Origin of the sequence: Acinetobacter sp. TY2, assembly GCF_046269225.1 — a bacterium.
Taxonomy (GTDB): Bacteria; Pseudomonadota; Gammaproteobacteria; order Pseudomonadales; family Moraxellaceae; genus Acinetobacter.
Genome location: NZ_JBJZOR010000004.1, coordinates 114,307 through 136,787 on the forward strand (window position 1 = coordinate 114,307; position 22,481 = coordinate 136,787).

Below are 22,481 nucleotides of genomic sequence, written 5' to 3' on the forward strand. Positions count from 1 at the left end.
CCAAAAAAAACTAACTGAATTAATTCAAAATTTTATTCAGATCAAATTAAATATTTTTTTTGAAAATATAAATTCTCAAATGAGTTACGTTTATATAATGTCAAATTATTTTCAATCCTGTGTTTTAAATTTGGACACCTCGAAAATAATTCGTTAAATATCTAGACATAAGAACCGAACATATAGACTCAAGTTATTGATTTAATAATATTTAATCTATTGGCATGCTTCATGCTAATAAAGTGATTAGAACGGAGCGCTGTGTGCCCCATACATAGCCGAATCACTTTTTTATATTTGATGTAAGGGAACTACATTGATGAAAATTTTAAGTAAATTTAAGATTAAACCGACCTGTCTTTTTATTCTTCCTTTAACGAGCCTTTTTTTGGGCGTGCCTGTCATCACCATTGCACAGGATATCTTGCCTTTTCCTTTGGCACCTTCAGCAAGTATCGCAAAAGATACGATGGAAGAATCTACTCATATTCGTCGAATCGAACAACAAAAACTCCCTGCCGATGCACCAAATATTTTAATTATTCTCTTGGATGATGTCGGTCCGGGTATTCCCGATACCTATGGTGGTTTAATCCATACCCCCAACCTGAGCCGTATTGCTAAACAAGGGATTTCATATAATCAATTCCACTCCACGGCAATGTGCTCACCTACTCGTGCGGCTTTGCTTACAGGTCGTAACCACACACGTGTCGGCAATGGACAAATCACTGAACTTGCCAATGATTGGGATGGTTTTAGTGGTGTCATTCCAAAAACCTCTGCAACACTCGCGGAAGTCCTTAAAAATTATGGATATAGCACTGCAGCTTTTGGTAAATGGCATAATACACCAACGGCACACACGACCCAAGCAGGACCATTTGATTATTGGCCTACACATTATGGTTTTGAACATTTTTATGGGTTTTTTGGCGGAGAAGCTTCTCAATATGACCCATCTTTAATTTTAAATACCCAATATGTTGATAAACCTGCCAAAACTTCACAGGGTGCTTATCACTTAACCGATGATTTAACCGACAATATGATTGGTTGGATGAAAACCCAAAAAACCTTAAATCCTAATAAACCATTACTCATGTATTGGGCACCTGGTGCCGTACATGGGCCACACCAAGTCGATCAAAAGTGGGCAAATAAATACAAAGGTCAGTTTGATGCAGGATGGGATGAATATCGAAAAATAGCCTTTGCAAGACAAAAAAAATTAGGGTTTATTCCTAAAAATGCACAACTCACGCCACGCCCTGACTCGTTGCCTGCATGGGAAAGTATCCCGCAGAATGAACGCGCATTTCAAACACGTTTAATGGAAGTCTTCGCAGGTTTTGTTGAACATACTGATTATAACGTTGGACGTATGCTCGATGGTCTTGATGAAGTAGGGATTGGAGACAATACTTTAGTCTACTATATCTGGGGCGATAACGGCTCAAGTGCCGAAGGTCTCCAAGGCACCATCAGTGAAATGCTCGTATTGAACCGTATTCCAAGTAAAATTGATGATCATATCCGTGTTTTAAATGAAGAATTGGGCGGACTTGATGCGCTAGGTACAGCTAAAACCAGTAGCATGTATCATGCAAGTTGGGCTTGGGCAGGTTCAACGCCATTTAAAGGCACTAAATTGGTGGCATCGACTTTAGGTGGTACACGTCAGCCTTTAGCAGTTTCTTGGCCACAAAAAATTGAAGCTGATCCAAAAATGCGTAGCCAATTCCATCATGTCAACGATATTGCTCCAACCATTTACGAAATTCTAAACATTACCCCACCCAAAGTGGTCAATGGTTTTACGCAAGATACATTAGATGGTGTCAGCATGGCATATACCTTTAACAATGCCAAAGCTGAAGGGCAAAAACACACCCAATTCTTTGACATTATGGGCAGTCGTGCCATTTATAAAGATGGTTGGATGGCAGGAACCTTTGGACCTCGTGTGCCTTGGAGTGCGACTAATCCTGGCATGGCAACATGGACACCTAACAAAGACGTTTGGGAGTTATATAATCTTAAAGAAGATTTCACCCAAGCCAATGATTTAGCAAAAAAATATCCTCAAAAATTAGAAGAGTTAAAAAATAACTTTATGGAAGAATCTCGTGCCAATAAAAATCTACCGATTGGTGGTGCACTGTATACCATGATTCATCCTGACAAAATGTTGGTCAATCCTGCCACCGAATATAATTATAAATCGGTCATTACACGTATCCCTGAATTTACTGCACCACGTTTGGCAAGCAGAAATAACAACCTAACGATTGATGTTAAAAACCCTGACAATGCCAATGGCGTATTGTTTGCAATGGGTGGCTTCGGTGGCGGTGTGAGCTTATTTATTAAAGATGGTTATTTACATTATGAATATAACGCCTTCGAAATTGAGCGCACCAAACTCAAAAGTACGGAAAAACTTCCGATAGGCGATTTAAAGATTGAAGTTAAACTCAATAAAAAACCATCGGTAGATGGGATCAAGCATTTATCTTCAGGTGATTTACAAATTTTGGTTAATGGTAAAGCTATTGCACAAGGCACCATTCCAAAATTGGTCTCTTTCGGCTTTACTGTGAATGAAACCTTTGACATTGGTTCAGATGTCGGGTCACCTGTTTCCTCGGCTTACTATGACCAAGCACCATTTGCCTATAACGGAAAAATTAACAATCTTAATGTGAAATATACCCCTTAAGGTCGGCTAAATTTTGGCTAAAAATCTTGTGTTTTTAGCCTCTTCAATTGGATTCCTACGGCAGATTTTTTAAATTTGTCGTTATAAATCCTGAGTAAAACTTCGTTTTTTCGCTTCTGATTTTTCAATTTTTGAAGAGTCATGGGTACTTTATAACTTTTTTAGGTCAAAACCCTTAAAAACCAAAACAAATCAAGACTTAAGCATCAGCACTTGATAAACGAGCAACAGGATCGTTGCTTTTTACCTCCTCAAGGAATATGACAACATGAAACATTTTAATTTCACCTTACTTGTACTAAGCATGTGTGCCATCAATCCTGCACACGCAAATTTTATCGATCAATCTACAGTGACATTGACCACAAAGAATGTCTATATCGATCGTAATTATATGGGTGAAGGAGTTGCTCAACCTGCCTCTAAAGAATGGGCTCAAGGTTTTATGCTCAATATGAATTCAGGTTATACCAAAGGTGTAATTGGTACAGGGCTTGATGTTTATGCAGGTTTAGGGTTCAAACTGTGGGGAGATGCAGAGCATTCAAGGGGCACAAGTATGTTACCGCTTGATCCTATCACGGGAAAACCGGAGAGTAGCTTTGCTGAAATTAGCGCAACTGCAAAATTCAAATATGCAGAGACGGAATTAAAATACGGTACATTATTTCCAAAAACACCTGTGGTCATTGCCTCGTTTAGCCGTGCCCTACCTCAGTCTTATCATGGGGTTCAATTGGTTTCAAAAGATATTAAAAATCTCAAACTCGAAATGACGTACTTAGATCAAGTCAATCAGCGAGATTCGACCAATTATGAAGATATTAAATTGATCCCTGCTAATGGACGTTTTAAACCTATTTCAAGCGATTACCTTTATTATATAGGCGCCAATTATGCATTGAATCCACAGACAGAAATCACCTTATTTCATGCCAATTTTCATGATATTTATCAACAATATTATACTGGGCTTAATCACAGTTACCCCATCAATGATGCAATGAGTCTGTCTACCGATTTTCGTTATTTCCGCACCCTTGATGAAGGAAAACAGCTTGCAGGTAATATTGATAACCATCATGGCAATTTAGTTTTCGGTGTTTCTCAAAATAATCATAAATTGAGTGCAGGCTATATTCATAACTCTGGCGATACCGCAATGCCTTACTTAAGTAGTGGCGAAACTGCAACTTATATGGACTCTTGGGCAACGGATTTTCTCAATAAAAATGAGAAGGCCTACACTATTCGCTATGATTATAATTTTAAAAATTATATTCCAGGACTAAGAGCCATGACACGCTACACTTATGGTCAAGACATTAACCTTGACCATATTGCAGGGCTAGAAAATAAAGAACTGCATGAAAAAGAATTGGGCTTTGATTTGATGTATCAAGTACAAACAGGCGTGTTTAAAGGTTTAAATTTCCGTGGTCGTTATGCAAATTATGATAATAATCACGGTGTAAAACCAACATTTAAATCTGCCAATGAAACCCGTTTCAATATTGATTACACGTGGAAATTTAAATAAATCGTTCACCTTTATTGAAATGAATATTCTCTGTCCCTGCAATCGCTTGATCACAGGGACAAGTTTTTTGTTGAATCACGCTGTACAATAAAAACTCAATGTCTGTTTTTTGGACACTCGTCCACAAATCGAACACCACATTCCAATTTAAATCCTTAATAATCAATTAGTTGAAATTGGCACACTTTTTGATTAAGTTAGCTTTATTAACATACTGAAATTAATATCACCAAAACAATATAGGTCACATCAAGGAGATGAAAATGACTGATTTAATAGATATTCAAGCTGCGGTTACAGAAGGTCAAGGCGCAGATTTTGTTTTACAAGATTTAAAAATCAGACCACCACAAGGCAATGAAGTGCTTGTTAAAGTCGTTGCCACAGGAATGTGCCATACTGATCTTATCGTGAGAGATCAATATTACCCTGTGCCATTACCAGCTGTGTTAGGGCACGAAGGCGCAGGCATTATTACTGCTATTGGTGAGAATGTAAAAGACCTTGCTGTTGGTGACCATGTCGTTTTAAGTTATGGCTACTGTGGGATATGTAAACAATGTAGCTCAGGTGCGCCTGCTTATTGTAGCGAATTTTTTGCACGTAATTTTAGCGGTGCAGATCCACAAGGTGAAAATGCAATTTGCAGACATAATCATGAAAATGTTCACGATCATTTCTTTGCGCAGTCTTCATTTTCAACCTACGCTCTAGGCCTTGAAAATAACACAATTAAAGTCGATAAAAATGCACCTTTAGAACTACTTGGCCCTTTAGGTTGTGGCATCCAAACAGGTGCAGGCGCTGTCATGAATAACTTAAAAGTAACACCAGCAAGTAGCTTTGTCACCTTTGGTGCAGGTGCCGTAGGTTTAAGCGCACTTTTAGCCGCTAAAATTTGTGGTGCAACCACAATTATTGCCGTCGATATTGTAGAAAGTCGATTAGAACTTGCCAAAGAACTTGGTGCAACACATGTCATTAACAGTAAGAATGTAGATTCTGTACAGGCCATTAAAGACATAACAGAAGGTGGTGTTACTTTCGCTTTAGAGTCGACAGGTCGTCCTGAAATTTTAAAACAAGGCATAGATGCTCTAGGTATTTTAGGAAAATTAGCAATTGTTGGTGCGCCTCCTCTAGGGACATTGGCGCAGTTTGATGTCAATGACCTTTTACTTGGTGGTAAAAGCATTGTTGGTGTTGTTGAAGGCAGTAGTGTGCCAAAAACCTTTATTCCACAATTAGTTGATTTATATCAAAAAGGATTATTTCCTTTTGATAAATTAGTGAAATTTTATGACTTTGAAAATATAAATCAAGCTGCTTTAGATAGTCAAAGCGGTATCACACTCAAACCAATTATCAGAATTGTACAGCCTTAAATATAGATTGAATTGCGATTGTATGGACTCATCATGCAATCGCTTTTTTATGTGCATCTATTTTCATATTTAAACAAACTTCACACCCCATGATGTACATAAGCCAATTAAAAATTTAAGATTTTTAATGCTGATGACGTTCAAAAATTTATTAGGATTCACCATGAAACAAGGATTGTCGCTTCTTTTACTCAGTGCAAGCATTTTGGTGCAACACAGTTATGCAACATCAGTTGAACCACAGAAAATACCACAGCTTGAGCGCAAGCAAGATGAGCGAAATGCACAACGCGGTTTGATAGCTCGTCCATACAGCACATTAACGGATGAGCAAGGTAAACTGATTTGGTCGTATGATGATTATGAGTTTTTAAAAAATTACTCAGGCAATAGCATCAATCCAAAATTACTTACTCAAGCAAAATTAAATCAAAATATCGGCTTATTTAAAGTCACCGAAGGCGTATGGCAACTAAGAGGTTTTGACTTAGCCAATATTACCGTAATTGAAGGGAAAACAGGATGGATCATCGTCGATACCCTCGCTTCTAAAGAAACCGCGGCTGCTGCGCTTAAATTTTTACGTGCGCAATTAGGTCATAAAAAAATCAGTGCGATTATTTTAACTCACAGTCACTATGACCATTTTGGTGGTGTCGCAGCCTTTATGGAAGATAAAAACATTCCAATCATTGCACCATCGGGCTTCATGGATGCCGCAACGAATGAAAATATTATGGCAGGCCCAATTATGGGAAAACGTGCGTCTTATATGTTTGGTATGAATTTAGATGTCAATGAAAAACAATTGGTTGATAGTGGCTTAGGTAAAGGATTGTCTTTTGGCACAGTTACCATTGCCCAACCGACCATTTTAATTGATCAACCTGAGCAAAAACTCAATGTCGATGGTATCGAGATAAAATTTTTTAATGTCCCTGACTCAGAAGCACCATCTGAATTAACCTTTAGCATTGAGAGCAAAAAACTTTATTGTGGTTCAGAAATCATTACGCATACTATGCACAATTTATACACTTTAAGAGGAGCTAAGGCTCGCGATACCTTAAAATGGATCCGATATCTAAATGAAGCAAAAGAGTATAATAATCAAGCCAAAACTGAAATTTTAGTTTCGCAACATCATTGGCCTGTATGGGGAAATCAAGAAATTTCTGAATTTATTACATTACATCGTGATGTGTATAAATTTCTACATGATCAAACCTTAAAAATGATGAACCAAGGCTATACTGCAGATGAAATTGCCGAAAAAATTCAACTGCCTGAAAATTTAAATAAACACCTCTCGATGGGTGGCTACTACGGCAGTATCAAACATAATGTCAAAGGTATTTATCAATACTATATTGGATGGTTTGATGGTAACCCTGCCAATTTAGACATGCTACCAAGAAAACAACGTAGCTTAAAATATGTCAGCATGATGGGTGGTGAGCAAGCAGTACTCAAGTCAGCCTTAAATGCACAAAAACAAGATGAACCTCGTTGGGCGGCTGAGCTTTTAAATCATATTTTGAATGTAAACTCTAATAATGAAGCTGCAAAACAAGCACTTGCCGATGTCTATTTAACTTTAGGTTATGATGCAGAATCGGTGTCTTGGCGTAATTTTTATATCAGTGCAGCAAAAGATTTACGCAATGAAAAATCAAGTTATGACCGTAAAAAAATTGATATGTCTGCAATTTTACAGCACGCCCCTACGACTGCATTTTTAGAAAAATTATCGACCTTAATAAAGTTTGATGCCTCAGATAACACGGTGTATATGCAGATTGATCAAACTGATTTATATGAAATCTCTCTTCAAAATTCAGTAATGAATTATAAAGTGGTCGATGCTAAATCTGTGGGAAAAAAGATGGTTTTAAAGATTTCAAAAACGGATTTAATCGCCATCATGAATAGTGCTAAAAAAGTTGAAAATCCTGCCGAGCAACAGTTTTTTAATAACTTTGATTTTAAAATTACACCTATTAATTTATTGTATTAAATGCTAATACCTATTCAATAATAATTTATATGAATTGTTTTTAAAATTAGAAAATAGCTCTGAAATCATTGATTATTTCAGAGCTTAATGTTTATTTTACCACCTAATTAAATGCTATTTTAAAATTCAATACTCATAAAGATTGGCTACATCAACATCTCGATCAACCTGAATGTTATGATCAGTCATGTTTTTTTATTTAACACAAATATGCAAAATACGTTTTCCGATAGTGATCAAATCAGTGTAGTTTCTAGTTTTGCGACATTGGTCAATTCAAATTTCCATGGCAATATGAATGCAATCTGTTGGCATAGAAATTTGCTTGGCGACTTTAAGGAAATCGTGTCAAAGCTTGATTTAATAGAAAATATAACTGAAATTTCGATTGAAGATCTTTCCGCGTTACAACTTTCAGAACAAGGTCATATTGCAAGAGAAACTATTCTTAATGACATCCAACTACTAAGCGATTTCGGTGCATCCCCCTCTCTAAATTTGCTTAAAAATTATGAACGAGATGATGAGTTTGATTTCATTTCAACTGATGTATATTCATTTCATGTAGACCGTGCACCCATTGAAACCAATACTTTTTTATGTACTTATTATGGTCCTGCAAGTGATATTTTGCCCAATAATCAGGTTGAGCAAAAAATTAGCATTCCAAGTATCAGAGAAAAACTTAAAGAAATATATGAAGGTACAGAGGATGAGTTTGAAGCTTTCTTAACAGATTATTGTTTTGATCTGCATTATCAAGCCAAAGAAAATTCACAGCCCGTAAACTTGGGCTCAGGGCATCTGTGGCGTTTAGCGGTAGAACATCCAAAACAACAGGTCTTACCATGTGTACATAGAGCACCTGTTGAAAAAGATGGTGAGTTTCGATTACTGCTGATTTGTTAAATAAAGCTGCAAATTTTACTCAATAAATCTAAAAGTTATGCGGTTTCTACCTGCCCAACCGAATGATAAGCGCGATTAAAATAGACTAAACTTTCATCTTGCTGACTGTGCTGAATAGCAACCACACGACACATAAAAATACTATGTGTTCCGACTTCCTGAATTTGCTCAATCTGACAATCAAAACTGACTAACGCATCTTTTAATATCGGTGCACCCGTTTCTAGCTTTGCCCAAGAACCTAGCTTAAAGCGTTGTTCAGAATTAAATTTACTTGAGGCAAATGCATTTGAGATGTGTTCATGTTGTGAACCTAATACATTCACAGACAAAATTTCATTTTCCATAAAATGAGTATAAGAACGAGAAGATTGATTCATACAAACCAACAATGTCGGTGGTGTATCGGTCACACTACACACAGCAGATGCAGTAAATCCATGCATTCCTGTCTCGCCTTTTGTCGTAATGACATTAACAGCAGTCGTTAACAAAGACATTGCATTTCTAAAGTCAGTCGCTTCAATCATCTTTTCAATCTCAAATTTGAATTTTGCTTATTTCAAGTCGGAATGAGCAAATAATGATTTGATCAATCAAAATGGTTGATCAAATCATCATAGCTTGTCCTTATTCTGAAAAACTCAATTCCTAAAAGTTCTCTTCTTAAAAGAACCGAATTAAGCTGAGAGTTCTTTACGAATAATTTCAGCACCAGCACTTAAAGCATTCAGTTTACCACGTGCCACTTCACGTGCGAGTGGTGCCATACCACAATTGGTTGATGGATATAGCTTATCAGCATCTACAAATTGAAGCGCTTTGCGTAAAGTATTGGCAACTTCTTCAGGCGTTTCAACCTTATTGCTTGCCACATCAATCGCACCGACCATCACTTTTTTGCCACGAATCAATTCAATTAAATCCATTGGCACATGTGAATTTTGACATTCAAGTGAAATAATGTCGATCTTAGATTTTTGTAATTTTGGAAAGGCTTCTTCATATTGACGCCATTCTGAACCCAAAGTCTTTTTCCAATCTGTATTGGCTTTAATGCCATAACCATAGCAAATGTGTACCGCAGTTTCACACTTCAAACCTTCAAGCGCACGTTCTAATGTCGCCACGCCCCAATCATTCACTTCATCAAAGAATACGTTAAATGCTGGCTCATCAAACTGGATAATATCTACACCTGCAGCTTCTAACTCAAGTGCTTCTTGATTGAGAATTTTGGCAAATTCCCAAGCCAATTTTTCACGGCTTTTATAATGACCATCATATAACGTATCAATCATCGTCATTGGACCAGGAAGTGCCCATTTAATCGGTTGTGTGGTTTGACTGCGTAGAAACTTTGCATCTTCAACAAATACTGGCTTTTGACGACTTACAGCACCCACAACAGATGGCACACTTGCATCATAACGATTACGGATACGCACTGTCTCACGCTTTTCAAAGTCCACACCATCTAAATGCTCAATAAATGTCGTGACAAAATGCTGACGGGTTTGTTCACCATCACTGAAAATATCGATGCCTGCATGTTGCTGTTCTTGCAAAGATAAACGCAAAGCATCTTGTTTCGCCTCCAGTAATTCATCGCCTTGTAATTTCCAAGGTGACCAAAGTTTTTCTGGTTCTGCTAACCAAGATGGTTTTGGTAAGCTGCCTGCTGTTGATGTTGGGAGTAAAATTGCCATGTCTAATCTTCTATCTCAATGTTTTTAAAACTAAGTCTGTAAAGTAATATGCTTTAAAATGTTGTTCTTTAATCTATTCGGTCAATCAAGCTGCGTGTTCTTGCTTCGCATTTACAACAAACTTTTCAGCCCATTGCTCAAGAATGTCTTTGTACGGTTTGATAAAGTTTTCTTCCGTCCACTTGCCTTGTTTTACTGCCAATTGACCACGCTCAACACGATCATAAACCACACGAGTCAATGAAAAATCCTGAAAATCCAAGCTTGGTTGGTAAACCAAACCTGCAACCGAGTTAGTATTATAAATTTCAGGGCGATAAATTTTTTGGAAGCTTTCCATGGTACTGATCGCACTGATTAATTCAAAATCGGTATAGTCAGTCAATAAGTTATCTGCTGAATAAAATGCCAACGGTGCCGTCGCATTTTCAGGTTGGAAGTAACGCACACTTAAACCCATTTTTTTAAAATATTCATCAGTACGCGAATATTCATCATTTTTATATTCCACACCAAGCACAGGATGAATATTTGCTGTACGGTAATACGTTTTTGAAGTCGAAACGCTCAGGCAAATCACAGGTTGTTTTTTAAATTCTGTTTTAAAAACCTCTGAATTGACCAAATGCTGATAAAGCTTGCCGTGTAAATCACCAAAGTACTCAGGTTTTTCATTAGTTTTAAAACCGAGTTCAGGCAATACCACACTGAAATCGTAATCGCGTACATAAGAAGAAAAACTGTTGCCAATCATGCCTTCAATACGCTCATTGGTTTGATGATCAATGACTGTGCTTTTGAGTGTTTCAATAAAAGGGAACGTATTTCCATTTCCCTCAACATCAATCTCTGCTGAGATAATATCAATTTCAAGTGAATAACGATCAGCATTTGGATTATCGCAACTCGCCAAGGTGTTAAAGCGGTTGTTAATCATTGCCAAAGTTCTACGTAAATTTTCTTGGCGATGCTCACCACGAGCCAAATTGGCAAAGTTTGTTGTCAAACGTGTGTTGTCAGCAGGTTGATAATTTTCATCGAAACGAATGCGCTTAATTGAACATGCGAATTTTTGACTCATGGTGCTCGCCCCTAATTTCTGAGATAAAACATAAATTTCTTGAATGAGCTAAAGATACATGAACTCATACATGAATAAAAATGATTTAATCTAAGTCAATACTGAGTAAAATTCACTTTAATAATTTATTGGATTAATAATGAGCGACATAAAACGATTAAAAGAAATGATTATTTACCTTCTTATGTAGAAGGATGACGAAGTAATTTTTGTTCTGACACCTCATTAACATATATGAGCATTTTGTGAGAGTGAGAAGATAAAATTATGTACACAAATATGTTTGTAACGTAAAGATCTTTGTTAAACTTTGAAAATATTTGAATAGATTAGATCAGGTGAATTTTCATAAAATCCCTTTATTTTATAAGGCTTATGCGAATTTATTTGAACTTTAAAAACCATTGGAGAATTTTAAATGCAGAAACCTATCCTTATGTTCGATATGGATGCGTTAATATTCAATCATTTGTTTTTAAAACATAATTTTTAAGATTAAAAAAAAATTAAAGAACTATGTACACATTTTTGTACACTTCTTTAATTTGACCAAGATAAAGTAATCAATATGAAAACTTAGCTCTATTTCTATACCGAACATACAATTAAAACCGCCTCTCTGTTTTATAAAGAATCAGGTTGGGCTTTAAATCATAAAAGCGAGTATATTGTTCTTAGCGATGTATTCAGTTGAAATATAGCCATGTGTTCAAATTATCAATTCCCATCAAAGAAAAATTTACGGCTTCTCGGTGTAAATCCTGATCATTATGATCTTGATTTAAAAGAGCACGTTTACCCTTCTTATCACGCCCCAATCATCATGAAGGGTGCAGATGGTTTTGATCTTGATATTGCTAGGTTTGGATTACTTCCCAAATGGGCTAAAGAATTCAATTTTAGTAATCACACTTACAATGCGCGTACTGAATCTGTCGCTGAGAAACCAAGTTTTAGAAATGCATGGAAATACAGTAAGTTTTGTCTTATACCGGTTCAAGAGTTTTACGAACCAAAATACATCAATGGTAAAAGTCACTGGTACACCATCAAGCGCAAAGATGATCAGCCTTTTACTGTCGCAGCAATATATGATGATGCCGAAATAAGAGACTCAAAAGTACGATCATTTTCAATGCTTACGATCAATTCAGATCATCATCCATTTATGAAGCAATTTCATGCACCTGATGATGAAAAACGCTCAATCATCGTTATTCCTGAACAGTATAGAAAAGATTGGCTTAATGCAGATCATGACCATGCATACGAGTATTTTTTCGAAATGGCCGATGATTATGTAACTTTTCCACGCGACCCACTTATTACAAATAATTTAGAACTCTTCTGATTATCCACAACATTTAAATTTGAATTTATTTTAAGCAATCTTTAGAATCTTGATTATGTAACGTAATCAAGTGGTGTTCTGATGAAGATTGAATTAAGTGATAGCACATCAAAGCCTAGGCTTTCAAAATTAAATGAGACAAGTTTAGCTCATTTGAAAAATGCTCAAATCATTGATATACAAAGATATAAGAAAAAATTTAAAGATTTATCATGTATTTCTAAAATATCTTCATTTCAAGCACTTACTAAGCTTTCTATTCCTTTAGTGCTGAATAAAATTGCTGCAGGTTTTCCCTCACCTGCCGAGGATTACATCGATAAAAACTTAGATATGAATGATCTTTTAATCTCAAATAAAGAAGCGACTTTTATTGTGCAGGTTGAATCACTATCAATGAAAGATATAGGTATACATATCAATGATTATTTAATCGTTGATAGAAGTATTCGCTCACAGCATCAAGATATCGTAGTTGCATTCATAGACAATGATTTCACTGTTAAAAGAATGATGATTACTCAACAAATGTCACATGAAGAATTATTTGATGTTTTTCAGAACGAAATAGAATTTAGTGATTTACCCAGTGTTTGGCTTAAGCCTGAAAATACAGAATGTAGTCCTATCCTGCCTCGCAATGAACAGGAGTTGGTCATTTGGGGTGTGGTCACAAAAGTGATTAAGAACTTTAAATGAAACATGAAGAAAAGATATTTGCACTTATTGATATCAATAATTGCTATGTCTCGTGTGAACGTTTCTTTGATCCTCGTTTAAACAACGTACCAGTAATCGTACTGAGTAATAATGATGGCTGTGCTGTGGCACGTAGTAATGAAGCTAAAGCTATGGGCATAAAAATGGCTGTCCCTTTGTTTCAGATTAAAGATATTGTTGAAAAAAACCATGTACAAGTGCTCTCAAGCAACTATGCAATTTATGCTGAAATGTCACGACGGTTTCATTCTATTTTAGCTAGTTATGTTGCACCACATGAACAAGAAATATATTCAATTGACGAATGCTTTCTAGATTTAACAAGTTTTAAGAATAATTACGATCTAGTTGAATATTGCCAGGGAATGCGTGAAAGGATTTTTCAATGGATTGGCTTGCCCGTGTCGATAGGAATTGGTAGATCCAAGACCGAAGCGAAAATTGCGAACCATATGGCCAAGAAAGCAAGGCGATTTAACGGTGTCTGTAATCTAGCAAATATGGACCCAAAGCATCGTGATTATTTTTGGTCTATCGTAGATGTCGGTGAGGTTTGGGGAGTGGGAAGAAAGCAGAATAAAAAATTGAATGATATGGGCATTAATACTGTTCTAGATTTATCTAAAGCAAACTCACCTGTCATAGGCAAACTATTTACTGTTTGCATGCAAAGAACAGTCTTGGAGTTGCAAGGCATCTCATGTATGCCAATTAATGATCAACCCAAACCAAAACAGCAAATTGTGGCTAGTCGATCTTTTGGTGAAAGAATAACTGAGTTAGATAACCTAAAAGAAGCAATATCAAAGTACGTGCAAGATGCTGTAGGTCGATTGAGGAAAGAAAAATTATTATGTGGAGTGATTACTGCTTTTGTTCAATCAAGCCCTTTTGATACTTCAGCACCGTATTACAGCAAAGCGCAAACTTATAAATTTGCTGAGCCTACAGATTCTGTATTAGAGCTTGTTGAAGTTGCTTATAGACTACTTGAGAAGATATATAAATCGGGTATTAAATATAAAAAATGTGGTGTGTTTTATTCAGAACTGATCGAGAAATCAAACTATACCCCTGACCTGCTTTCAGATCACGAGACAAGAATAGAGAATGAAAATTTGATGCAGGCATATGAAGAGATTCAAAACAAATTTGGCAAGGCTAAAATCTCTGTAGGACCTTGTTATTTTAAAGATCGCAAATGGTCTATGAGTCGAGATATGTTGTCGAAGAACTATTTTACGAAGAATGGATTAATTAAAGTTCATTAAATATAGGAGAAAAAATCATGCAAAAATTTAATGGGAATATTCCTGATATTCAAAAATTAACTAACGAGAAGCTCACCCAAGAATTAATACCGGCTAGGTTTGTTCCTGAAACCCCACCTGAATTTGAGGGTAAAAATGTCAAATATATTTTTGACAGCTCAGATTCTTTTAACCTGACTTATGATGAACTAGTTGAGATCGTGTCAAAGGCACGTAATGCGGGACCTAGAATGATTCCTGTACTGGGAACAATTGGCGATTAGAACAAAATAGCTCTACGGAATATCATATATATAATCCATAGAGCCTTTAAATCAAATTATAAATTATTTTTTTGCTTAAAGTGTATTAAGTTAATTTTAGAAAATCTTAATCTTTAGCTAACATAATCTTCAGTTGATATAACTTGAGCATATGCAAATTCAAAAGCTGCCATTAAAGTTGCATGAGCATAAACAGCTGGAACTTTAAGACCATTGAATTCTAGATCTAGTGTCGCACATGCATCATGAACCACTTTAACTTTATAGCCAAAGTCAGCGGCAGCACGCACAGCAGCATCAACGCACATATGGCTCATGGCGCCAATTACCACTAGCTCAGTCACATCATTTGTATCTAAAACTTCTTTGAGATTCGTATTCAAGAATGAATTGACATTATTTTTAACAGTTACTATTTCATTTTCTTGTGGCTTAACCGCTTCCTGAAACTCAATACCATTTGAATTAGGTTCAAATACAGGCATTTCACCATTAGCAAAAATATGCTGAATATGAATTACTTGGGTACCATCTTGACGGGCTTTAGCAATCACTTTTGCCGCATTCTCGGCAGCTTGTTCAATATTTACCAATGGTAATTTACCTGTAGGTAGATATTCATTTTGTAAGTCGATAACTAATAAAGCTGATTTTGACATATCTATTCCTTTACTTAACTAATATTTGTTTTGTTCTGCTTAGGATTTTAAAGAAGTGGAATGCTTCCACTTCTTTAAGTTACTTTAGAAAGAAAGCATTTCACCGTCGATAGGAATTAAAACCTTATCTTGGATCCCTTTGTCTTTCACATATTCTGCAAGCTGAGCACGTGTTACCGACATATGATTAATGGCATCCATATGAACCGCGACAATTTTAGCATTAGGTGCTTTTTGGGTTGCGTGATAAGTATCTTCTTTACCCATAATGATGGACTCTTTATATCCATCCATTAATGCATTACCTGTATTTAATACAATTACATCAGGTTTAAATGTTTGAATTGCCTGATCAACTTCAGGACGCCAAATGGTATCTCCTGCAACATAAACTGTTTCATGGCCTGCTGCTTCAAAAACCATACCCATTGCTTCACCTAAGCCAACTTTGAGTTCAGCATTACGATACATTTCGTCAGTACCATGTTGACCACCAGTTTTAGTTAACTTAACACCTTGGAAAGTAGTTACAGTTAATACACGAACATCTTTGAAGCCTTGAGCTTGGATGGTTTTTTGGTCTGCTTTATTCTGTACAAACAAAGGCATATTTTTTGGAATAGTCACCTGAGCTGCATCATCCCAATGATCTAAATGGGTATGGGTCACAATTACCGCATCTACACCTTCTAAAACCGTCTCAGGCTTGATAGGCAAATCGACTAATGGATTGCGTAAATAACTGCGATGACTATTAGGGAATCCCTCATAAAAGCCTTTTGTCGCAAACATTGGGTCAATTAAAAAAGTCGTATCCGCATAGGTGACTTTAATCGTTGCATTGCGAATTTCTTGTATATGCGTCACTTTAGAAGTATCTGGCTGAACCACCTTATCATTCGCATATAAATGAACTGAAGCCATTGTCAGAGAGAGTGCAATAATAGAGCTACTTAAAATTTTATTCATGTTTTAGATCCAATCATTTAGTCATACTTAGATCATGATAGAAAACATCAAACAAAAATATTGTCCTTAAGGACAATCATCGAAACTATTAGGACAATGTGCTATATTCATTATTTTAGAGAGGTAGGTTTTATGGCTATACCCGTGATTGGATTGTTCGTCTATCCCAATATAAATCCATTTCACTTCTCTATTCCGCACATTATCTTCAATATCAAAATTGAAGATAAGCCCTTATTTGACCTCAAAATTTTCTCTATAGATGGGCAGCCTGTAAAAACTGAACAATCCATGATGATTATGCCTGATGGCGGGATCGAACTTATTAAAGAATCGGATCTTATTATTATTCCTGGATGGGATGATTTTAATCACAAGCCTGAACATGTACTTATCGATGCCCTAAATTGTGCATATCAGACTGGAATTAGAATTGTAGGATTATGCTATGGAACTTATGCATTAGCTTATGCTGGTTTACTTAACCATAAAAAAGCAGTTACACACTGGATGGCTGAACAAGATTTCAGTGAACGATTTCCACAGGTTCAGCTTGATCATGATGCTTTGTATGTAGAAGACCAAAGGATCGTAACCTCTGCTGGAACAGGCGCAGCATTAGACTGCTGTTTGTATTTGGTACGTGAAATCTATAATGCACAAATTGCGAATAAAGTCTCTAGAATAATGGTAATTCCGCCTCACCGTGAAGGTGGACAAGCTCAATTTATTGAACAGCCAGTAGCAGAATCAAGCCAAGATGCACAAATTAACCTATTACTTGATTTTTTAAGAGCGAATTTAGCTATACAACATAATATTGAAAGTCTAGCTGAACGGACACATATGACCCGCAGGACGTTCACACGGCATTTTAAGAAAGCTACAGGTATGACCTTAGTCGATTGGCTAAATAATGAAAGAATCAGATTAAGTTGTGAACTCTTAGAAACAACAAACTTATCTATCGAAAAGATAGCCGAGCTTTCAGGTTTTAATAATACAGTGTCATTTAGAAAAAATTTTCGTGAAAAATATGGTACCAGTCCTCAAGCCTGGAGAAAATCTTTTGGAATTATTAATGAGAATAATCAGCCTCATTTAACATAATGGCGCTTATGTAAGAAAGCCCTCCTTAAAGGGCTTTCTCAAATAACTTACGTTCTACAACTCGTCTATTCACAAGCCCTTGCATCACCTTGCCACCACCTTTATTCCAAACAGCAAACTGAGCAGTTGCAGCTTTATAATCACCAAGATTCAATTTTTTAAGCAAAGTGGATTCTTTAAAAGCGCCAGTACCAATGTTATAAGTAAGCGATACCAATGCATCAAATTGATTCTGATTAATCGGCACAGTTACAGCACTATTTATAGCGGATTCAAATTTCTTTAAGTCATGTGCCATATACGCTTTGGCTTGTGCTTCAGTGCAAGTATCCCCTTTTTTAACTTTGATGCCATTCGGGTAAGCTGTCGTACCAAAACCAATCGTCCATACACCTACGCCATCATCGTACGCTTTGAGTTTTAAGCCCTCAAAACCACAGATTAAAGCCATACCCGAAGTACTGACTGATTTTGCTTTTTGTTGAAAGCCCGCAACCAAGTGATTAATTTGATCAACTTGCACTTGTGATAAAGAACCACCCGCCAATTTCCGAAAATTACTAAAAATATTCGTCAAGTTATCATCTGTATTCGATACAGCTGCGAAACTTTGGATCTGGTGTAGTTGTGGCTGATAAATCTTACGTCCAATAAAGGCTAAAAGTGGCAGTACTGTACCAATAATAATTGGCTCATATTCTTTCGGTACCATTTCAAAATCTAAAGCCCATTGCAATGCAGGAATAAGCACAAGCAATAAAAAAGCCCCCAACATTGGGAGCTTTACGGATAAGTGCTTGAATGCACTTTCATTGATTAATTTCATTTACTATCCTCTCTATGACTTTGAATAATTGCCATATCTTGTTTAAGTTGATTAATTGAACTAATGGTCCAAGTACCACCTGAAATAGCTACTCCAAGCACAATACCAAGCCCCCACTTCAGCATGGCAATTGCACCCTGGGCTTTGTGGTTTTGCTGTTCTAGTGCCTCCACTTTTACCCGTTGCTGATCAAGTGCTTGGTGATATCCTTTATTAATTGCATTTGTTTCCACCAACTGCTCAGATACTTTTTGCAGTTTATCAGCGACCTCATTTAACTTTTTCCACAGTGATGCACTTGGTTCATTCACATACGCCCCCTTATTTTTGGCAATAAAAAAGCACCCAGTTGGGTGCTCTTAGATTTACTTTTCAATTTGGCATTAGTTGAAAAAATTGATCAGTTATAATCATTAATTCAAGAAAAAATAAAATACCACAGGAATAAAAAAATATATTTGAATTTAATAGCTTATTGTAATCAATCATAATTGTTTACTTAATTATATTAATTTAATCATAGCTATTAATTATACAAATACAATAACAAAACTCAGTATTAACTACATTTTTTCATACAACTTAACCTGAACATTTGAAATGAATTTAATCATTTTTTCAAAAATATCTAACTTCAATAGTATGCAAGTAACAATAGTTAAGGCAAAACTCACAATTAAGCCAATTGTAAAATCATCGTGAAACTTAAAGAAGTGAGCTAATATAATCACTACAAAGCCATGCAATAAATACACAGGCAAAGTATGTTGCCCCAAATCTACAAACTTATCTTTGAATAATTGTATTACAGCTAGAATTGCAACAATCCCTACAAAAGAAATAGTAAATACAGTTAATCGAGTTAAAGATCCTGCTAGATAGTCCGCTCCAAGTTGCTTATAACTCAAACTACCATAAAGCCAACCACTTTCAATATTTCCGTATTTACTAATTAGACCAATGCTAATTAAAGCTAAAAATCCAAAAAGTGCGTACACCTTCTTTGATTTCACAGCATTTACAATTTGCTTTCCATATAAGCTACCAATAACAAAAAATGGTAAAAATGTAAAAATTCGACCAATTGAAAATAAGTAATTATCGACTGGACTAAAACCTACTAAAACCGACAAAAATACTGAAATCAGCACTGGAAATTCTGTTTTCTTTAGAAGTGGCGTGAGTATTGTCCAAACAATCATTCCGACTAAATACCACAAAATCCAATACGGTTTGACGAGCCAACCTAGTGAAAAACTCTGACTAATGATTGACTCGAATGTGACATAAGCAATCTGAAAAGGAATCAATAGCGAAAGGAAATAAACTATTTTTTTCACAAGATCAGTTCCTTTAAAGAACATTCCTGAAATAAAAATAAAAGCAGGCATATGAACAAAATAAATTGACTTAATTAGCACATTACTTGCTTCATTTTCATATCCAATGCATCGTTCTAAAAAATGCCCGAAGACTACTAAAAAAATCAGAATCGCTTTAGATGTGTCAATATAGCTATCACGCATACTCATGTTTTTCTTTATAAATATGCACGATTGTAACTTAATTAAAATTTAGATGCCCACCGATTCATTGAGAATCTGTCTGATATTAAGCACATCTGTTGTCACACCTGAAACACCAATATTTGCGTAACCAACAATCACATTCGGATCATTCACAGTCCAAATCTCAACTGGCACATTTTTATCGAGTGCATAATCCATGATTGAGCGATTGGCTCCACCATACCAACAATCTAAGAAGACCTCATTCTTGCCAGTTTTTAAAACATTCGTTCGATCAATATCCGTTGTATTGGCCTCTCCTAAAAATCCTAATCGTGCGTATTCGTCATAAGCTTTAATCGAAACAAGTGCATCATAATTAAATGAAATATATGTGACTTTCCCGCGCAATCCTGCGTGTCGTACCACCGTTGCTAATTTCTGCGCGCGCTCTGGTGTGATCGTCATTGCTTGTTTAATTTCAATGTATGGATGAATGGCGAGCTTATGACATAGCTGTAGAAATTCCTCTAAAGATGGAATCTTTGTTCCTGCAAATTCAGCACCAAACCACGAACCAAAGTCATACTGTCGCACTGCATCAAACGTCAATTGAGTAATATTCCCAGTGCCGTCGCTCGTACGATCAATCGTGTCATCATGAAGTAATACTGGAACTTCATCACTCGTAAAATTGATATCAGTTTCTGCGTATGAATAGCCCTTCTTTTTCGCCAAAATATAAGCGGGCAAAGTGTTCTCAGGTGCAGCTATTGAATATCCCCGATGTGCCACAGCTTTCACTGTATCATCTAGGCGATTTTGAACGACACCACCATCTGTAGCACCTTTGATTCCATATAACACACCATCAATCGCATACGGACAGCCAATATCAATTGCAATGCGTCCTTTATTATCTTCTTCCCAAAAATTACCACGATCACGAATAGCACAGACAGTCACATAGCGATATTTTTGTGATGAATTTAACACCGTATCAAAACGTGTTGTAACGAACTTATTTTCAATAACATCCCAATAAACACGCATTGCAGATGTTTGTATATCAGCAAATTCAACTGTCACTGACGCAGTATTCATGACCCAAATATTTGCTCGATGACGAAGAATCGTATCTATGGGAAAAGTAAGGATGTTGTTTACCGAATCATAATTCGGAAAGTTTTTTGCAACGTCACCGAGCTTCGCCCCGGCAATGACAGATGCTTTGTTTCCATCGATAGGAACACCATCAACTGCTCCATCAATACGGTAATTGAACATCCCTGAAATCGTAAGATTATCAGGCGTATTCGATGCTTCGTATACAGCATGTCGAATTGAACAAAATAAATAAAATGACTTTTCCTGCTGCTTACTTAAAGTGGCATTCCAGTGCATCGGTATAAAGATTCTATTTACAGTATCAAAATACACTCGTAAAAGTGATGTTCCCGTTGTATCAAAAATTGTTTTCAGGTTCAGTTCAAATGCTTCAGTACTATATATCCCCCAATCTGTATAAATTACGGTGTCAGATGGAATATAAAGTTTTTTTTGCACTGAATCGTATAAAACCAATCCATTCGAATCCTTCTTTAAATTTTCAGGAATAGTCTGCGTGTAAGCCTCTCGACGAGAGTTAGCTACAGATGCGTATCGATGGGCATTTGCTGAACTTCGAACTGCTGCAAAGCTATTATTCATCAAGTTATTTAAGATATTAGCCTGCTCAATACATGGACCTATTTCATTAAAATTTAAATGAATCATTAGAGTTCTGTTTTGAGCTACAACATCCTGCCGATATCCGAAAATGAATTTTTTAATATCATGGTCATAATATAAACACTCATTTTCTGTAAATTTGATGCAATCAGTCACACCCAGTGGGCTTATCACTTTAAACTTATCTGCACCAATTGTTGCTAATTGAGTGTAAAAATCACCGATTTTCACTTCGGCATCAGGATACTTACTTGCTCGAATATAAAAGCAAAAATCAAACGGTGTTAGCGCTCGTGCTGTTGGTTTAAAGTATAAATTTGTACCATCAAACTCATAATATGGCTGAAAAAACCACATCATTGCGAGATTGTTCTTCCCTGTGAGTGCAAGATCATATTCACTCAACCCCGTATCAGTCCACGCACCATTTTCCCACAACCAAATCTTCTTTGTATCAAGTGCTTTAGCTGCCTTTTTTGTTAAAACTGGAATGCTTGCAAGTAGTTGTACTTCCGTTTTAAAAGGCTCAAAACCACCTGTTTCTATGACTTCCTGAACTGCTAAGGGTAAGGACTTAAATTTATCTCCGAATCTTGGAGTAATGATGGCTTTTGTATTTAAGGCTTTACCTGTGTCATCAATGTCACGTTCTAAATCATTAAATTTTTGCTGTGTGAGTGTCATCAGTTTTCCCCTGACAATAAAAAACC

The 22,481-nt window shown here is 36.2% G+C and carries 19 protein-coding genes; 10 read left to right on the top strand and 9 right to left on the bottom strand.

Annotated features, from left to right (window positions below; translation table 11 throughout):
• Positions 1-319: 319 nt before the first annotated feature.
• From ACK1JC_RS03670 to ACK1JC_RS03690, 5 genes are all read left to right on the top strand, one after another.
• A complete protein-coding gene (locus ACK1JC_RS03670) occupies positions 320-2,722 on the top strand; it encodes an arylsulfatase (protein ID WP_409510498.1) in 2,403 nt (800 codons plus the stop codon).
• Positions 2,723-3,026: 304 nt separating this feature from the next.
• On the top strand, positions 3,027-4,262 hold the full coding sequence (locus ACK1JC_RS03675) for an OprD family outer membrane porin (RefSeq protein ID WP_409510589.1): 1,236 nt from the start codon (positions 3,027-3,029) through the stop codon (positions 4,260-4,262).
• 263 nt (positions 4,263-4,525) lie between these two features.
• A complete protein-coding gene (locus ACK1JC_RS03680; protein WP_409510499.1) occupies positions 4,526-5,647 on the top strand; it encodes an NAD(P)-dependent alcohol dehydrogenase in 1,122 nt (373 codons plus the stop codon).
• Between the two features lie 163 nt (positions 5,648-5,810).
• Complete coding sequence (locus ACK1JC_RS03685; RefSeq protein ID WP_409510500.1) at positions 5,811-7,664, top strand: alkyl/aryl-sulfatase; 1,854 nt, start codon at positions 5,811-5,813, stop codon at positions 7,662-7,664.
• Between the two features lie 210 nt (positions 7,665-7,874).
• Positions 7,875-8,573: a DUF1826 domain-containing protein gene (locus tag ACK1JC_RS03690; RefSeq protein ID WP_409510501.1), complete on the top strand. Its 699-nt coding sequence runs from the start codon at positions 7,875-7,877 to the stop codon at positions 8,571-8,573.
• A 35-nt stretch (positions 8,574-8,608) separates the two neighbouring features.
• Here ACK1JC_RS03690 and ACK1JC_RS03695 read toward each other — a convergent pair whose 3' ends face one another.
• The 3 genes from ACK1JC_RS03695 to ACK1JC_RS03705 form a co-directional block, all read right to left on the bottom strand.
• Entirely contained in the window at positions 8,609-9,103 is a 495-nt protein-coding gene (locus ACK1JC_RS03695) for a flavin reductase (protein ID WP_409510502.1), read from the bottom strand.
• A 150-nt stretch (positions 9,104-9,253) separates the two neighbouring features.
• Positions 9,254-10,282 (bottom strand): methionine synthase, encoded by a 1,029-nt coding sequence (locus ACK1JC_RS03700; protein ID WP_409510503.1) that lies wholly within the window; start codon positions 10,280-10,282, stop codon positions 9,254-9,256.
• A gap of 85 nt (positions 10,283-10,367) precedes the next feature.
• Positions 10,368-11,363, bottom strand: a complete 996-nt coding sequence (locus tag ACK1JC_RS03705; protein ID WP_409510504.1) for a putative oxygenase MesX — start codon at positions 11,361-11,363, stop codon at positions 10,368-10,370.
• 703 nt (positions 11,364-12,066) lie between these two features.
• Between ACK1JC_RS03705 and ACK1JC_RS03710 the strand changes: the two genes are divergently transcribed.
• From ACK1JC_RS03710 to ACK1JC_RS03725, 4 genes are all read left to right on the top strand, one after another.
• Positions 12,067-12,714 (top strand): SOS response-associated peptidase, encoded by a 648-nt coding sequence (locus tag ACK1JC_RS03710; RefSeq protein WP_409510505.1) that lies wholly within the window; start codon positions 12,067-12,069, stop codon positions 12,712-12,714.
• A gap of 81 nt (positions 12,715-12,795) precedes the next feature.
• Positions 12,796-13,413: a LexA family protein gene (locus tag ACK1JC_RS03715; RefSeq protein WP_409510506.1), complete on the top strand. Its 618-nt coding sequence runs from the start codon at positions 12,796-12,798 to the stop codon at positions 13,411-13,413.
• Entirely contained in the window at positions 13,410-14,705 is a 1,296-nt protein-coding gene (locus tag ACK1JC_RS03720; RefSeq protein ID WP_409510507.1) for a DUF4113 domain-containing protein, read from the top strand. The genes ACK1JC_RS03715 and ACK1JC_RS03720 overlap by 4 nt, the downstream gene beginning before the upstream one ends.
• A gap of 17 nt (positions 14,706-14,722) precedes the next feature.
• Positions 14,723-14,968 carry a hypothetical protein gene (locus ACK1JC_RS03725; RefSeq protein WP_409510508.1) on the top strand — a complete coding sequence of 82 codons (246 nt, stop codon included), beginning with the start codon at positions 14,723-14,725 and terminating at the stop codon, positions 14,966-14,968.
• A gap of 113 nt (positions 14,969-15,081) precedes the next feature.
• Here ACK1JC_RS03725 and ACK1JC_RS03730 read toward each other — a convergent pair whose 3' ends face one another.
• Complete coding sequence (locus tag ACK1JC_RS03730; protein ID WP_409510509.1) at positions 15,082-15,627, bottom strand: cysteine hydrolase family protein; 546 nt, start codon at positions 15,625-15,627, stop codon at positions 15,082-15,084.
• An 84-nt stretch (positions 15,628-15,711) separates the two neighbouring features.
• Entirely contained in the window at positions 15,712-16,596 is an 885-nt protein-coding gene (locus tag ACK1JC_RS03735) for an MBL fold metallo-hydrolase (protein ID WP_409510510.1), read from the bottom strand.
• 132 nt (positions 16,597-16,728) lie between these two features.
• On the opposite strand from ACK1JC_RS03735, the gene ACK1JC_RS03740 reads away from it, so the two are divergent.
• Positions 16,729-17,706 carry a GlxA family transcriptional regulator gene (locus ACK1JC_RS03740; protein ID WP_409510511.1) on the top strand — a complete coding sequence of 326 codons (978 nt, stop codon included), beginning with the start codon at positions 16,729-16,731 and terminating at the stop codon, positions 17,704-17,706.
• Positions 17,707-17,731: 25 nt separating this feature from the next.
• On the opposite strand, the gene ACK1JC_RS03745 is transcribed toward ACK1JC_RS03740, so the two are convergent.
• The 4 genes from ACK1JC_RS03745 to ACK1JC_RS03760 form a co-directional block, all read right to left on the bottom strand.
• Entirely contained in the window at positions 17,732-18,283 is a 552-nt protein-coding gene (locus tag ACK1JC_RS03745) for a lysozyme (RefSeq protein ID WP_409510590.1), read from the bottom strand.
• Positions 18,284-18,528: 245 nt separating this feature from the next.
• Positions 18,529-18,843, bottom strand: a complete 315-nt coding sequence (locus tag ACK1JC_RS03750; protein ID WP_409510512.1) for a hypothetical protein — start codon at positions 18,841-18,843, stop codon at positions 18,529-18,531.
• A gap of 252 nt (positions 18,844-19,095) precedes the next feature.
• Entirely contained in the window at positions 19,096-20,064 is a 969-nt protein-coding gene (locus ACK1JC_RS03755; RefSeq protein WP_409510513.1) for an acyltransferase family protein, read from the bottom strand.
• A 42-nt stretch (positions 20,065-20,106) separates the two neighbouring features.
• Positions 20,107-22,455, bottom strand: coding sequence for a glycerophosphodiester phosphodiesterase (locus ACK1JC_RS03760; protein WP_409510514.1), 2,349 nt, complete (start codon positions 22,453-22,455; stop codon positions 20,107-20,109).
• Positions 22,456-22,481 lie beyond the last annotated feature (26 nt).

Excerpts from the sequence above, each read along its gene's own strand:
- ACK1JC_RS03705 (WP_409510504.1), bottom strand. The coding sequence starts at position 11,363 with ATGAGTCAAAAATTCGCATGTTCAATTAAGCGCATTCGTTTCGATGAA.
- ACK1JC_RS03680 (WP_409510499.1), top strand. The coding sequence starts at position 4,526 with ATGACTGATTTAATAGATATTCAAGCTGCGGTTACAGAAGGTCAAGGC.
- ACK1JC_RS03715 (WP_409510506.1), top strand. The coding sequence starts at position 12,796 with ATGAAGATTGAATTAAGTGATAGCACATCAAAGCCTAGGCTTTCAAAA.
- ACK1JC_RS03725 (WP_409510508.1), top strand. The coding sequence starts at position 14,723 with ATGCAAAAATTTAATGGGAATATTCCTGATATTCAAAAATTAACTAAC.
- ACK1JC_RS03720 (WP_409510507.1), top strand. The coding sequence starts at position 13,410 with ATGAAACATGAAGAAAAGATATTTGCACTTATTGATATCAATAATTGC.
- ACK1JC_RS03730 (WP_409510509.1), bottom strand. The coding sequence starts at position 15,627 with ATGTCAAAATCAGCTTTATTAGTTATCGACTTACAAAATGAATATCTA.
- ACK1JC_RS03670 (WP_409510498.1), top strand. The coding sequence starts at position 320 with ATGAAAATTTTAAGTAAATTTAAGATTAAACCGACCTGTCTTTTTATT.
- ACK1JC_RS03760 (WP_409510514.1), bottom strand. The coding sequence starts at position 22,455 with ATGACACTCACACAGCAAAAATTTAATGATTTAGAACGTGACATTGAT.
- ACK1JC_RS03735 (WP_409510510.1), bottom strand. The coding sequence starts at position 16,596 with ATGAATAAAATTTTAAGTAGCTCTATTATTGCACTCTCTCTGACAATG.
- ACK1JC_RS03740 (WP_409510511.1), top strand. The coding sequence starts at position 16,729 with ATGGCTATACCCGTGATTGGATTGTTCGTCTATCCCAATATAAATCCA.
- ACK1JC_RS03700 (WP_409510503.1), bottom strand. The coding sequence starts at position 10,282 with ATGGCAATTTTACTCCCAACATCAACAGCAGGCAGCTTACCAAAACCA.
- ACK1JC_RS03695 (WP_409510502.1), bottom strand. The coding sequence starts at position 9,103 with ATGATTGAAGCGACTGACTTTAGAAATGCAATGTCTTTGTTAACGACT.
- ACK1JC_RS03675 (WP_409510589.1), top strand. The coding sequence starts at position 3,027 with ATGTGTGCCATCAATCCTGCACACGCAAATTTTATCGATCAATCTACA.
- ACK1JC_RS03685 (WP_409510500.1), top strand. The coding sequence starts at position 5,811 with ATGAAACAAGGATTGTCGCTTCTTTTACTCAGTGCAAGCATTTTGGTG.
- ACK1JC_RS03755 (WP_409510513.1), bottom strand. The coding sequence starts at position 20,064 with ATGAGTATGCGTGATAGCTATATTGACACATCTAAAGCGATTCTGATT.
- ACK1JC_RS03690 (WP_409510501.1), top strand. The coding sequence starts at position 7,875 with ATGCAAAATACGTTTTCCGATAGTGATCAAATCAGTGTAGTTTCTAGT.
- ACK1JC_RS03710 (WP_409510505.1), top strand. The coding sequence starts at position 12,067 with ATGTGTTCAAATTATCAATTCCCATCAAAGAAAAATTTACGGCTTCTC.